A 13,271-nucleotide genomic window follows, 5' to 3' on the forward strand; every position below is an offset into this window, starting at 1 on the left:
TCCGGTCAGGCCGGTTCGCGGGTCAGGATCAGCGAGGCGTTCTGGCCGCCGAAGCCGAACGAGTTCGACATGACCGCGGTGACGCGGGCATCGCGCGCCTTGTTGCCGACGACGTCGAACAGGATCGTGGGATCCGGATTGTCGTAGTTGATCGTCGGCGGAATGCGCTGATGCTCGAGGGTGAGCAGCGAGAAGATCGCTTCGACCGCGCCCGCGGCCGAGATGGTGTGGCCGACCATCGACTTGTTGGAGGTCACCGGGATCTTCTGCGCGAGATCGCCGAACACGGCCGATGTCGTGTTGAACTCCATCTTGTCGTTCTCGGGCGTCGCGGTGCCGTGCGCGTTGATGTGGTCGATCTGGTCCGGCGTCATGCCGGCATCGGCCAGCGTCTTGTTCATGCAGCCGATGATCGGCTTGCCATCAGGCGAAGAGCGGGTGCGGTGGAAGGAATCGGTGAGCTCGCCGCAGCCGGCGATCACGCCGAGGATTTTTGCGCCGCGCGCGGTCGCTGCTTCGTAGCTTTCCAGCACGAGGGCGCCGGCGCCTTCGGCCATGACAAAACCGTCGCGGTTCTTGGAGAAGGGGCGGGAGGCCGCCTGCGGCGGATCGTTCTGGGTCGACAGCGCCGAGAGCAGCGAGAACCGCACGAGAGCTTCGGGGTTCACGGTGCCGTCGGTTGCCACGCACAGCGCGGCATCGGTCTCGCCGCGGCGGATCGCCTCGACGCCGAGCTGGATCGAGGTCGCGCCCGAGGCGCAGGCCGTCGACAGCGAGATCGGCGAGCCCTTGGTGCCGAAGGTCTCGGCGAGATAAGCTGCTACCGAGCCGAACATGAAGCGGTGGTGATAGGCGCTGTACTTGCCGCCGCCGGAGATGCGCAGCAGATCGTCATAGGTGATATCCTGCGCGCCGACGGCACGGCCGAGCTCACGGCGCTGCGGCCACTCGACTTCGACCGGTGCAACTGCAAGGAAGAGCGGACCGGGGAAATCGGCCTTGGCGCCGATGCCGGCCTGCGCGAGCGCTTCCTGCGTGACGAGCTCAGCCATCCGCTCGGACAGGCCGGTGGAGGAGAACGGATCGACGCTGACGAAATCGACCGTGCCGGCCATCGTCGTCCTCAGGCCGTCGACCGGAAAGCGCGTGATGGTGCGGATGCCGGATTCGCCAGCCACGAGCTTCGCCCAATTGTCGGCCTTGCCGTTGCCGAGCGAGGTCATGATGCCCATGCCGGTGACGACGACGACGGGACGCCCGAGTTTGTCGCGTGGTGCAGTCATGTCGATCCCCCGATTGAGCTAGAGCATCCGCCAAAGCGCGACGCGCTTCAGCTTACGGCCTCGACCAGAGCCATGCCCTCGCCGCGCCAGTGTCCGGCCCCCACCACCACAATCTGGGTGGGCGCGCCCTGCATTTCAATCTCGGTCCCGGTGGAATCGTTCGGCGGGAACAGCGCACCGCGCGAGATCGACAGCGCCGCGAGCGCGATGCCAAGCGGGAATTGCGTTTCCATGGCGTGGCCGAACATCGTGCCGGTCGAACGCACCGGGAAGTCAGCATGGCCCTTCAGGAAGCCGCGCTCCTCTGACGTCGCGGGCTCCGCGCCGGTCGCGCCCGATATGATCGCGCCCTTGCCCTCGCGCCTAGGCAGCTTTTCCCAAAGCTTCTCCAGCGTCGCGGCCGTGTCGCCGGGTTGCTTGCGCCGGGCGAGGTCGGCAACGACGCTCGACAGCTTTGCGAACGGCTTTGCGCCGCGCGCTTCCGCGTGCGCCTTCGATTCCAGCACCAGGAACGCGCCGGCAGATCCCAACGCGAAACCGGGGTGATCCTTGCGCGCCCACACCGGAGCAAACTTGTCTTTCAGGTTGAAGTCGCCGAATTCGTAGAGGACCATCAGGTCTTTGCGCTCGCCATTGTGGGAGCCGCCGATCAGCGCGATGTCGCTCTCGCCCGAGGCGATGCGCGCGAGCGCAATGCGCGCCGCATCGGCACCCGCGACCTCTTCGCCCATGAAAGTGCGCGAGGTGCCGCCGAGACCGTGCACGATGGCGATGTTGCCGGCGAGCAGGTTCGAGAGCTGGGCCAGGAACAGCGTCGGCCTGAGATCGCTCATCAGCCGTTCGTTGAGGAAGCCGGGCGCATTGGCGCCCTTGGCCTCGGCCGTGAGCACGCCGGAGTCGACATTGAGGTCCCGCTCGCCGCCGCCGGCGGCCACCACCATGTCGATCTTCGACAGGATGTCCTTGTTGCCCTTGATCCCGGCGGAATCGAGCGCAAGGCCCGCGGCATAGGTGCCGATGCGCTGCCAGGCTTCCATCTGGCGCTGGTCGCCCTTCTTCGGGATCTGGCTGTCGAAGCTAACCGGCATCAGGGGATGCACGATGCAGGGCGCAAAGCCCTTCTCGTCGACATTGATGCGCTTGTCCTGAAGCGCGGCCCAGTTGGCGTCCAGGCCTTCGCCGAGCGAGGTGGCGAGGCCAATGCCGGTGATCCAGACTTCCGTCTGGCCGGGCTTCAAAGCAGTGTCAGTCATGGCGATCCGGCCTGTTGCGGGAAGCCGACGCGTTTGGCGACCGCGTCCATGAAGCCGCGCATATCCGCATTGGGGAAGGGGATCTGCGTGAAGGTGAGCGTCGAATTCGCGCGCAGCTTGCCGCCGACCTTGATCTTGGCCTCGGTCACCGCATAGCCGGAGCCCTGATGCGACAGGGTCGCCTCGATGGTCATGAGATCGCCGGGGAAGACCGAGCCGCGGACCTTGGCCTCCTTGACGGCGGCCAGGATCGGCATGCGCTCGAACTTGAGCACGCCGAGCTGAAGCCAGCCCGAGGCCTGGGCCATCGATTCGATCAGGAGCACGCCGGGCATCAGGGGATAGCCCGGGAAGTGCCCCTCGAAGATCGTGCTCTCCTTGGGGACCAGGGCTTCGACGACAATCGTCTTCGCGTCGACGTTGAGGTCGACGACGCGATCGATCATGTGGAAGTATTCGAGTTGCATGATCGCGCGCTTAGGCGCTCGCGCCCTTGGCCGCAACCAGTTCGTCGATGCGGGCGCACAGATTTTTCAGCACGAAATACTGCTCGGTGGTCGCCTTGCCGTCGTTGACCTCCTGGGTCCACTTTTCCAGCGGCAGCTTGATGCCGAACTGCTTGTCGATCGCGAACGCGATGTCCAGGAAATCGAGGCTGTCGATGCCGAGGTCATCGATGGCGTGGCTATCCGGCGTGATCGTGTCGCGCGGGATGTCGCAGGTTTCAGCGATGATCGTAGCGACCTGATCGAATGTGGAGGACATCACTAAGCCTTTGATATATTGCTGATATTTGTCTGAGGTTCCAGAGTGGAACGGTGGGTGGGCATCGCGCCCCGATGATGCCCTCAACCCCCCCTCTGGCCGGGTCGAAAGCCCGTATATCGGAGCGCCGCCCTGAGTTCAATGGAGCCGGGCGGCCCCGGCGACAGGGCTGGGGATGCCGTCGGCGGCCTTTTCACCCGGGGGGTGCCTAGATATGGGGCGTCGTGATCTTGGCGCAGTCGCGGCGGCCCATCAGCACGCAATCCTGGGTGCGGCGCAGGTCGGCAATGCTCACCGCGAGCCAGATCCCGATTGCGGTCAGCGCGATGGTGAAGGCGAGCGCCGCAATATTGGCGAGCATGCGGTGGCGGAAATTGTCCGGTTCCGGGCGGGGCTTCTCGTAGCGCGACAGGTCGAGCGGCTCGGGCGCGACGCGCAGCGGCTGGACGGTACCGCTGCCCCGTTGGACCGGCGGGGGAGACGCGTTGCGCGGCCTGAACTGGAGCACCCGGTGCTCGTCATCCGAGCTGATGGGCCGCTGTGTTTTCATGGTGCGGGGATCACTCCGAAGCAGCGATTTTTAGATAGCATACGTCGTGAATGCCTTGCAGAAAATCTTCTCAACGCGCACGTGCATTGCGCTTTCGCACTATCTTGCATGGCATCTTTCCGGAACGGCTCGCGAGCGAATGCGCCGCCGGCTGTCAGGTCGGTGACAGGAAGCTGAGGTTGCGTTGCAACAACACCGCCGAAGCACGCACCGTCGGCTCCCGTGTACATCCGCTTGTGATCTCCGCGGCCGGATCGAACGCATTTTGCCACCGCGCGGCCCATGGCATAATCAAGGGAACTGGACCACCGGTTGCAACCATGTGAGGGGCCTTCATCATGACCACCACCAACGCGCGCGAACCGAGAGTGCATCCGGTGCCGATCCTGTCGCTCCGGCCGACGCAGATGACGGTCGGCATGCGCGAGGTCAAGGAGAAGCGCAAGCGCTGGCGCGAGCACGACAAGAAGAAGCAGGCCGACCTGCTCGGCAATCACATGATCCCCGTCGTCTACGGACCGGACCAGCGCTACTACGTGATCGACCATCATCATCTCGGCCGCGCATTGCACGACGAGGGCGTCAAGGAAGTGCTGGTGACCGTGGTCGGCGACCTCAGAATGGTCGAGCGCGAGGCTTTCTGGGGCGTGATGGACAACAAGCGCTGGGTCTATCCTTACGATTCCAAGGGCGAACGGCGGCCGTTCCGCGATCTGCCGAAATCGGTCGTCGATCTCAAGGACGATCCATTCCGAAGCCTTGCCGGCGAGCTCCGCCGCATGGGCGGCTTCGCGAAGGATACCACGCCGTTCTCGGAATTCCTGTGGGCCGACTTTCTGCGCCGGAAACTGACGCGCAAGGCAGTCGATGCCAATTTCGACAAGGCGCTCGAGAAGGCCCTGTCCGCGGCCAAGAGCAAGGACGCTGTCTATCTGCCCGGCTGGTGCGGGCCGGCGGATGACGATTAGGCGCAACCGCTCGCATCAGTCGCGCTGGAAGATCTTGGCGCCCGGGTAGACGCGCCGGGCGTAGCTCACGACCAACGCGCGGTCCTGGGTTGCCAGGAAGGGCGTTCGGATCTGGCACGAGCCGACGACGAGGTGCCACAGACCATTGAGCTTCCGGATGACGACGTTCATTTGAGCAATCCTCGATGACTCCGCATTGCTGCGAATACTGCTTATCGCGGCAGTCTTGCGATTCATGATCGTGGCCGCTGGCGTGAAATTCCCGGTACCGCTCGCGACCGTCGCAAGACAACGACGATGATTATTAGTTGGTTACGGCGCAGCGGCCCGAGAAGCTGGATCTCATCACAGCCGCTTGAGCGAAGTCATTTTCTGCAGGGATGAAACCGTCCTGAAACAGAGCCACCCCATCTCTGTGGGGTAGTCGAGCTCACACAGGAGGCCGAAATGCGCCGTCTGGTTTTCGTAATCGCCTTGCTCGCAGTCGCCACAGCAGGAATCTCGGCATCGTTTGCCGCAGTTCGCCACGCCAAGACGCTGACATTCTCCGAGCGCTTTGCTCCGGCGCTCGAGTTGATGGCGCAGCGCTAGCGGTGTAGCGCCTCGCAGTCGCCGCTACGCAACGGTGGGACGATCACTTCTGGTCCTGCGGGCCGGGTGAGGACAGAAGGCGTTCGATCTCGGCGGCTGCCTCGCCGTTGCGCGCCTTCTGCAACAGTGTGTGGCGTTCGGTGCCGGCGGGCAGCTTCTTGGCCGCGGCGCGGGCGTCCTGCGTGAACCTGTTCAGGCGCTCCTGGAGTGACAGGGCCGGTCGCGTGCGGTTGCGCTTCTTGGTCATGACTGCACCTTTCCGGCGCGAAGCCAACCATGGGGAGGCGAGTGGCGTCCTTAACTTTTGTTGGAACCGGGGGCGTGGATCGCGGGTTTTTCATTGCAGCGGCGCTTCGGCGCCAGGGATTGCAATACAGGTCCCACCTCATACCAACCGGAGCTAGCTCGCGTGCCTAGCGATACGATCCGTGCTGCGCTTGTCAGGCGTTTGCGTACATCTTCGGGCATCTCGGACGACGACGTGAAGGAGATCGAGGCGCTCCCAATTGCGGTTCGTCAATATCCGGCGGAGACGCCCGTGGTGCGCGACGGCGAGCGCGCAACCGATTGCTGCCTGATCGCAGACGGCTTCTGTGCGCGTTCCAAGACGATAGCAAGCGGCAAGCGTCAGATCCTCTCCATCCACATCCCCGGCGAGATCCCCGACCTGATGAGCCTGTTCCTGCACGTGATGGATCACGATTTGTCGACGCTGACACCGTGCACGCTCGGCTTCATCAGTCACGAAACGCTGCGAAAATTGCACCAGCGCAGTCCAAGCGTCGCCGAGATGTTCTGGCGAGACACGCTGATCGACGCCGCCATGTTTCGCGAATGGATCGTCAATGTCGGCCAGCGTCCCGCGCCCGCAAGGCTTGCCCATGTCATGATCGAGCTGCGCGAACGCCTCCGGGTCATCGAGCGTCTTGACGGCAACAGCTTCGAGATGCCGCTGACCCAGGAGCAGATCGGCGAAGCCCTGGGAATCACCGGGGTGCACGCCAACCGCGTGATCAAGCAGTTGCGGCAGGAGGGCATCGTCGAGCTGCACCGCGGCCGCGTCACGGTGCTGGACGAGCGGAAATTTCTGGACCTTGCCGATTTCGACGGCCGTTACCTGCATCAGTCGCCAATGCTTTGAGGCGCGCAGGCGACTTGACCTACCGCAAATTCGTATCGGCGCAGGGCGCTATGGTCCGTCGGCATGATTGCCGAACCGGTGTTGCCTGAATGTCGAGGGCGCAGGTGGCTCCGAGTCATGCTGACCCGGAGGCATCACCGTGAGCGCAATCTTTCGCATTCTCTTCATCGTTGCCGGTGCCATCACCGCGCTGTTCGTCGCGCGCGATGCCCTGAATTTCACGATCATCCAGACCTTCGTTGCCGTTCTGCTCGTCACCGCCATCGTCGGTATCGGAAGCTTCTGGAGCCAGCGACGGAAAACGTGACGGATGTGAGAGCCGCGTGCTGGCGCAGCCGGCTAGGTCCGCGGCGGCGCGTCCGGAGACGTCTCAGCGGTGTGCGCATCCTCCTTGCCGCCGAGCACGCGGTGCAACCGTCGCTCGATGTGGCGGCCCACCGTCAACAGCACGAAGGCGAGCGCCAGCGCGACGGCGACGATCTTCCACTGTCCGGCACCGCAGACGATGCCGATGCAGGCCGCGAGAAAGGTGCAGGCGGCGCTGGTCAGCCCGCGGACGCGAAATCCCATGCTTTGATGCACGATGACGCCGGCACCGAGAAAGCCGATGCCGGTCAGGATGCCCTGGATGACGCGGCTGGTGGCATCGGCGACCTTGGTTGGCTCGGCGAGCTGCAGGGCGAGCAGAACCACGGTCGCCGTGGAGAGCCCGACGATGCCGAGCGTCTTCAGCCCGATCGGCTTGCCGTGCAGGTCGCGGTCGAGGCCGATCGCGCCGGCGGCGACGGTCGCGGCACCGAGACGAGCAAGGATTTCGGGCCAGTCGAGCTCCGTCATTTTTTCGGCAAGCGCCCCATCAGGTAAAACTCCTCGTTCGGCCTCATGCCGGTGAAGTTTGCCAGCCGGTTGGACAGCGCGAAGAAGGCGGAGATTGCGGCGATGTCCCAGATGTCGTCGTCGCTGAAGCCGTGCGGTGCAAGCGCCGCGAAGTCCTCCTCGGAGACGCGCTGTGCGTCGGCCGAGACCTTCATCGCGAAATCGAGCATCGCCTTTTGCCGCGGCGTGATGTCGGCCTTGCGGTAGTTCACAGCGACCTGGTCGGCGATCAGCGGGTTCTTGGCGCGAATGCGCAGGATCGCGCCGTGCGCGATCACGCAATACTGGCACTGGTTGGCCGCCGAGGTCGCGACCACGATCATCTCGCGCTCGGCCTTGGTGAGGCCGCCGTCCTTCTCCATCAGCGCGTCGTGATAGGCGAAGAACGCGCGGAACTCGTCGGGCCGGTAGGCCAGCGTCAGGAACACGTTCGGCACGAAGCCGCTCTTCTCCTGCACGGCGAGCAGGCGCGTGCGGATGTCGTCGGGGAGCGTGTCGAGGGCGGGTGCGGGGAAGCGTTGTGAAGGAGGAGGGGACATGACGATGTTCCGGATGGGGCTCTCGGGGAAACGCGGAACATAGTCGATCGCAGTCCTTCGCGCAAAGCGCTTGCGCGGACTACATCCTGGCTAGTGCAGAAAGAGCCGAGGCTCTCAAAGAGTCTTTAAATATTCGAGGAGTGCCTTCTTTTCGTCGTCGCTCAAGCGCGTGCCATAGTCATGCCCGCATCGGCTGTTTCCTGAATTGAGGTCATTGCAATCGGTGACCGGACGATTTGGCCCCTCTTGTGTGACGTCAAGACCAACATTTTTGATGTCGTATCTCGCGCCAACTTTGAATTGTGACATGCGCTTCGCAGGCGGTACGAGCAATTCCGCCAATGTCGGCACCGAGCCGTTGTGCAAATAAGGCGCTGCGGCCCAAATTCCCTCCAGCACGCGAGCTTCATACTCGCCTCTGTTGAGGGTCCGCTCAAGAAGCGTCCCAGGTTCGATCGTCAGGCTTTCTGGCTGGTTCGGAGGTTGCGCGCTGCTGGGCGGCGCGATGGACGCCTTGACCGGAGCCGGTGACAGAGAGAGGGATGTGGAGGGCGCCTTTTGGGCGTTGGGAGGCAACGAGGAGCCAAAGCCGTCACCAGAGCCGACGTCGCTCCCCAGATACAGCTTATTGTCGAGGATCGCTCCGGCGACTGCACTGAACATCATGTGGACGGCATAATCCTCCTCCTCGAGGTGCCTGGCGATCAACGGGATACCTGCTCCCTTCAGCGCGCCGGTCTTCACCCTCCAACCAAGCTCGTCGAATTGACGTGTGTCGGTGCCGACGTTCTGAATCGGCGTCACCCACGTCGTAACAAACAGGTCGCGCAGGGCACGGACTTCCTTCTTCTCGTGACACCCCTTGCTGCACTGCCTCTCGAAGATTTTTTGACCGTCTTTAGCCAGCTTCGAGTCGATAGGCCAATCTGATGGCCATTTTGGCGGGCCCATCTTCAGGAGCAATTCCTCAAGTCGTTTCAGTCCATCGAAGTTGATGGAGTTGGCATAGTTGAAGAACGGGCCGAACGAGCGCCTTGGTTCGAAGTTGCCGAATGCGAGAGCCTGTCCCGCGTTCCGGGCTAGTGCGAAGACGCGGTTTCCATTCAACACAAAACCGGCCCAGTCGGTCTGGTTCTGCATCGGTGAATTCCACAGGAAAGGATAGCGCACCGGAGCATCGCCAATCTTCATGTTCTCCGGGATCAAAAAATCGGGCGGCGGCCCAACGTCGGTGCCGGATATGCGGTTGAAGATGATCCCGATCGCGTCCAGACGTCCGGGGCCCCAACCAACTGGCGGCAATGTACCGGTCACGAATGCATGAACGCGCCGGTGCCATGCATCAACCCTCTGACGTAGTGCGGCAACATCGGCAGCAGAAGGTGTCGCAGGTTGGGAGACGGCCGCAGCAAATGCAGCGAATGCCGTGTCGCTGGCGGTTACGTCTCCTACCGCCTTGTCCAGGTCGCTCAGGAACTCCTGGAAATCCATAAACGCCGGACCGCCGTCGATGCGGTACGTCTTGCCCCCAACTTCAACCTGCCGCGTGTGACACGCGGAGCATGTTATCCCGACCATCTGGGACTCTGCGGGACCCGTGGTGTGGAGGCCGACGGGGAGGTCGGTATTATTGCCCGGATTTGGGAGAAAGCCGTATCGGGTCAGACCATCCGAGAGGAACGGTTGTCCGTCCTTCGCTTTCAATGCCCGTAACCAGGTGAGGTTGATTAAGCGGGAGCCTTGGTCGCGCGTGTAGTAGTCGGCCCTGTCTTCCGCTGTCCATTTCGGGCCTTGATCGACATAAATGGGATCGCCGAGAGCGGTCTCAATTCCCGAACTTGCGGCGGCGACCAGCGCAAAGCCAATGAGGAAAGCGATACGACGCATCGCATGACCCTCCATGAACTACAATTGAACCACCCGTTTTCTCGAAACCAGAATCTGTGCAGATATGCGGAGCTGGGCGAGACGCAGCTCGCCCGGTAGCGACGAGAGCTGTCAGAAATAGCCGTCCGATGCTCGAGATTGTACTTCTTGGCAAAGTCCCGTCAAGGTCGTTGGTCCGGGTCGGAGCCCCGGATTGCATGCCACGCCCGTTGAAGCGCGGCGAGCCCACGAAACGGGCCCGGTGAACTGGTGTGTCTCGACACGAGCGGCCTTGCTAAACCGCGAGCCGGGATCCGTCCCAGGCAACAATGCCAAACTGATCGCAAATCGCGTGCATCTCGGCGAGATCCTCAACGACGCGGGCGGTGCCGGGCTTCGCCTCGGCGAGCAGTCGCGCCCTCAAGCCAAGACATTCGACAATCAGCCATTGATTCCTGATGGTCCTGGCGATGGAAAGAGCGTCATCCAAGGCGCTCAGGCCACGTTCGGATTTCCCGTCCCGAACGAGAGCCTCAGCGTAACCCGTATAGAGAAGGCAGAGCTCGATCTGGCCTGTCCGCAGATGCGTGCCGCTCTCCATACAAGCGTCTATCAGGTCGACGGCCTGACGTGCCTGGCCTGTTCGTGCCAGAGCGGTCGCCATTGCTCCGGTCAGGTTGGCCTTGCTGGCATCGTAGCCGTTACGTTCGACGATCTCCCTTGCAATCGACAGGCATTCCACAGCCTGGTCATTTCGATGGAGCATGAGGAGATTTCGCCCCATCGTAATGCGGGCGAGCACTTGCCCATATGTATCCTGTTCACGAACTGCGATCTCCAATGCACGCAATGCAAATCCGAGCGCCTCCGCATATTGACCTGTTGCATTCATGAACCAGCTCCTGAATGCCAAAACCGTGCATTTTGGACCGGCCGGTGTCCCGAGACGGGCAGTCTCGAGTTCTCCTGTGAGCATTTCATTCAGTTCGTCCATCGCCGCAATCGCGCGATGGACGTGGCCCATGCTGTGCAACACATTTGCCATGATGGTCTGATTTGAAAATATGAGTGCGGTCGACTTCAGCGCTCGAGCCGTTCTCAATCCCTCGCTCGTTATTTGCAGCCCTTCTTCATACCGGCCCTCAAACCAGTAGACCATCCCGAGTTGCGACTGGACGCTGCACACGTGAGCAATCCTGCCTTGGCGCCGCGCCAGCTCCAACGTTCGTGGCAAATGCATATTTACTTTTTTGAATTCGCCGAGTTGCAGCATCGAAGCGAAGCTCATTCGACCGAAGTCGACATACTTTTCTTCGGCGGCTTCCCCAAGACGCTCGATGAGCTTGATCGCCCGGTCGTATATCAAACTGAGCGATGAGGCTGCGGCGTTCCGGCGCGCTTCGACGGCGGCGTCCCAGAGATAGCCAAGTGCAGCATCAGCATCTCCGGCTTCCTCTGCATGAAAGGCCAACTGTTCGTAACGACCATCCAGATTCGGGTAACGCCGAATGATCGCCTGGACAGCGGCCTGGTGGATTTCCAGACGCCGGCCGCGCGGTATCGTGTTTGCACAGGCCTCGGCGATGATCTGATGCCGGAAACGCACGGAGTTACCCGCAAGCGGATGGACAAAAGCAAATCGGGCAAGCTCGAACAACGCAGTCAGCAGCTCGCCTACGTCCACGCCGAGCACCGTCGTAGCCAATTGGATTTCGACCTCGTCTCCCAGCAGGCTGAGCGTCTGCACGAATGCCTTCAACTTCGGAGAAAGCCGTTGCAGCCGCGCATGAATCACGGACTCGACGCTCTGAGGTAGCGAATGTTCGCTCGTTGCGTTCGTCGCGTCCGCCGAACGCAGGAACTCTTCCAATACGAAGGGGACGCCGTCGGCGCGATCGATTGCTCTCGCAAACACGGTCGGGGATCGCGTTTTCGGCCACAATTGGCGTCCCAAAGCCTCCATGCAGGCCCGCGACAGCGGTTGTAGATGAATGAGCGAGTCCGCAATCTCCATGGACTGGTCTGATGATTCCGGACGTCCGGTCAGCAATATGCAAAGCGGCTTTGGGGTACTTGCGCGCGCGAGTAATTTCAGGAAATGGCGGCTTTCCGGATCGATCCACTGGAGGTCTTCGATCAGCAAGAGAGTTGGTCTATCAAGCGCCAATGCGAGGAAGGCATTGACAAGTGCACGTGCAATTTGCGTTTGCGTATTGTCGGTCAATCGTTGGCGAGAGGACGCTTTTCCGGCGATGAATAGGGCTTCGAGCTTTCTGCGATCGGCTGCCTCGATGTGCAGTTCCGCGAGAGCCTCACGAATATGTGCATCCGAAGATGAGCTGTTTGCAGCGAGCATGTCGCCCACCAAGGTGCGGGCGGCGGCGAATGCGGTGGCACGTTTCTGTACGCCGCCATAAAAGACGCAGCATCGCACGTCGGATGTCAGTGCCTCGGTCATTACGGCTGTCGCAAGGCGGCTCTTACCGATACCTGGTTCGCCCAGCAGCGTGACGGAGCAGCTTTTGGCGCCCGGGCGCGGGAGTAGCTCCCGAAGCGCCGCAAGTTCGTCGACCCGATTCACGATCGGATTTTGATAGCGGCTGGCGATTTCGTTGTGATCGACATCGTCCGGCCGGGCATTTAGCGTGTAGGCCTCGATGACCCGATCGGCGATTCCCGAAGTCGTCTTGTGCGCCGTAAGGCCGAGTGGCGATCGGCACAGCTTTGCGGTTTCGGCGCTAACCCTGATCTCGCCTGCCGCTGCTTCCTGCTGCAGCTTGGCAGCAACGTGCACAGTCGCTCCGGCAACGTCGAAACGGGCGATGGCATTTTTGCCGCCTATGCGTAAGCCGACCAGGCCGGAGTGAAGTCCGACGCGAAAATTGACCGGATCTCCCCTGGGGCCGGACGACTGGCTATGACTCTGAATGTCCCAGGCTGCGATGCACGCACGATCCGCATGATCCTCATATGCGGTTGGCCAGCCGAATATGGCAATGCCACCGTCTCCCGCATAGTGGACAATCTGTCCCCCGAGGCGCTCCACGGAGTTGCGGATGTGATCCAGCCACTGGTCCAAAAACGCTTGAGCTTCATCGGGATCGCAAGCCGCGATGTGGCGAGTTGAACCCACCATGTCGACGGCGAGCACCGTTATGATGTTACGATCCGCAATATTGGCACCGCCCACGGACATCCTCGCGCCCCGCGTGCTCAAACCGGCTCTAAAAGGCAAGGGTAGCACGAAGGACAAGCCTTGGGCTATCCGCGAGACGCGGCCTTGAGCCGCGATATCCGGGGGCATTCCCCGTCTTTCACGACTGTCCGCTGTTCGGGAAATTCCAGAGGCGATCGTGATTGAATCGAGGGGCCGCGGCGTACTGGATGCTCCGGTCATGCCGGGGCATGACAGCGGAATTTGCCGAAGCGGTGTCCGTTC

Annotated in this window: 15 protein-coding genes; 4 read left to right on the forward strand and 11 right to left on the reverse strand. The window is 62.1% G+C overall.

The annotated features are described in order from the left end of the window. Positions 1-5 precede the first annotated feature (5 nt). The 5 genes from IVB46_RS24865 to IVB46_RS24885 all read right to left on the reverse strand — a co-directional run bounded on the left by IVB46_RS24865 (position 6) and on the right by IVB46_RS24885 (position 3,851). Positions 6-1,283, reverse strand: coding sequence for a beta-ketoacyl-ACP synthase (locus IVB46_RS24865; RefSeq protein WP_063983968.1), 1,278 nt, complete (start codon positions 1,281-1,283; stop codon positions 6-8). 47 nt (positions 1,284-1,330) lie between these two features. Beyond that, positions 1,331-2,536 carry a beta-ketoacyl-ACP synthase gene (locus tag IVB46_RS24870; RefSeq protein WP_247307137.1) on the reverse strand — a complete coding sequence of 402 codons (1,206 nt, stop codon included), beginning with the start codon at positions 2,534-2,536 and terminating at the stop codon, positions 1,331-1,333. Next, positions 2,533-3,003 carry a 3-hydroxyacyl-ACP dehydratase FabZ family protein gene (locus tag IVB46_RS24875; RefSeq protein WP_063983966.1) on the reverse strand — a complete coding sequence of 157 codons (471 nt, stop codon included), beginning with the start codon at positions 3,001-3,003 and terminating at the stop codon, positions 2,533-2,535. The genes IVB46_RS24870 and IVB46_RS24875 overlap by 4 nt, the downstream gene beginning before the upstream one ends. 10 nt (positions 3,004-3,013) lie before the next feature. Beyond that, positions 3,014-3,301 carry an acyl carrier protein gene (locus IVB46_RS24880; protein ID WP_007592476.1) on the reverse strand — a complete coding sequence of 96 codons (288 nt, stop codon included), beginning with the start codon at positions 3,299-3,301 and terminating at the stop codon, positions 3,014-3,016. Positions 3,302-3,509: 208 nt separating this feature from the next. Then, the gene (locus IVB46_RS24885) at positions 3,510-3,851 is read right to left on the reverse strand and encodes a hypothetical protein (protein ID WP_063983965.1); all 342 of its coding nucleotides are present in this window, start codon (positions 3,849-3,851) and stop codon (positions 3,510-3,512) included. A 338-nt stretch (positions 3,852-4,189) separates the two neighbouring features. On the opposite strand from IVB46_RS24885, the gene IVB46_RS24890 reads away from it, so the two are divergent. After that, positions 4,190-4,819 carry a ParB-like protein gene (locus IVB46_RS24890; RefSeq protein WP_247307139.1) on the forward strand — a complete coding sequence of 210 codons (630 nt, stop codon included), beginning with the start codon at positions 4,190-4,192 and terminating at the stop codon, positions 4,817-4,819. 15 nt (positions 4,820-4,834) lie between these two features. Here the strand turns inward: IVB46_RS24890 and IVB46_RS24895 are convergent, their stop codons facing one another. Further along, a complete protein-coding gene (locus IVB46_RS24895; RefSeq protein WP_166352319.1) occupies positions 4,835-4,990 on the reverse strand; it encodes a hypothetical protein in 156 nt (51 codons plus the stop codon). 276 nt (positions 4,991-5,266) lie between these two features. Here IVB46_RS24895 and IVB46_RS24900 point away from each other — a divergent pair, with 276 nt between their 5' ends. Beyond that, positions 5,267-5,410 carry a hypothetical protein gene (locus tag IVB46_RS24900; protein ID WP_166094525.1) on the forward strand — a complete coding sequence of 48 codons (144 nt, stop codon included), beginning with the start codon at positions 5,267-5,269 and terminating at the stop codon, positions 5,408-5,410. A gap of 43 nt (positions 5,411-5,453) precedes the next feature. On the opposite strand, the gene IVB46_RS24905 is transcribed toward IVB46_RS24900, so the two are convergent. Beyond that, positions 5,454-5,657, reverse strand: coding sequence for a hypothetical protein (locus tag IVB46_RS24905; RefSeq protein ID WP_247307141.1), 204 nt, complete (start codon positions 5,655-5,657; stop codon positions 5,454-5,456). Between the two features lie 162 nt (positions 5,658-5,819). Here IVB46_RS24905 and IVB46_RS24910 point away from each other — a divergent pair, with 162 nt between their 5' ends. Further along, positions 5,820-6,551 (forward strand): Crp/Fnr family transcriptional regulator, encoded by a 732-nt coding sequence (locus tag IVB46_RS24910; RefSeq protein WP_247307143.1) that lies wholly within the window; start codon positions 5,820-5,822, stop codon positions 6,549-6,551. Between the two features lie 139 nt (positions 6,552-6,690). Beyond that, positions 6,691-6,858, forward strand: coding sequence for a hypothetical protein (locus IVB46_RS24915; protein ID WP_247307146.1), 168 nt, complete (start codon positions 6,691-6,693; stop codon positions 6,856-6,858). A 32-nt stretch (positions 6,859-6,890) separates the two neighbouring features. Here IVB46_RS24915 and IVB46_RS24920 read toward each other — a convergent pair whose 3' ends face one another. From IVB46_RS24920 to IVB46_RS24935, 4 genes are all read right to left on the reverse strand, one after another. Then, complete coding sequence (locus IVB46_RS24920; RefSeq protein ID WP_247307148.1) at positions 6,891-7,388, reverse strand: MgtC/SapB family protein; 498 nt, start codon at positions 7,386-7,388, stop codon at positions 6,891-6,893. Then, on the reverse strand, positions 7,385-7,966 hold the full coding sequence (locus IVB46_RS24925) for a peroxidase-related enzyme (protein ID WP_071915102.1): 582 nt from the start codon (positions 7,964-7,966) through the stop codon (positions 7,385-7,387). The genes IVB46_RS24920 and IVB46_RS24925 overlap by 4 nt, the downstream gene beginning before the upstream one ends. 114 nt (positions 7,967-8,080) lie before the next feature. Then, the gene (locus IVB46_RS24930; RefSeq protein ID WP_247343673.1) at positions 8,081-9,853 is read right to left on the reverse strand and encodes a di-heme-cytochrome C peroxidase; all 1,773 of its coding nucleotides are present in this window, start codon (positions 9,851-9,853) and stop codon (positions 8,081-8,083) included. A gap of 274 nt (positions 9,854-10,127) precedes the next feature. After that, positions 10,128-13,022: an AAA family ATPase gene (locus IVB46_RS24935; RefSeq protein ID WP_247307167.1), complete on the reverse strand. Its 2,895-nt coding sequence runs from the start codon at positions 13,020-13,022 to the stop codon at positions 10,128-10,130. Positions 13,023-13,271 lie beyond the last annotated feature (249 nt).

It is taken from the genome of Bradyrhizobium sp. 61, assembly GCF_023073075.1.
Taxonomy (GTDB): Bacteria; Pseudomonadota; Alphaproteobacteria; order Rhizobiales; family Xanthobacteraceae; genus Bradyrhizobium; species Bradyrhizobium barranii.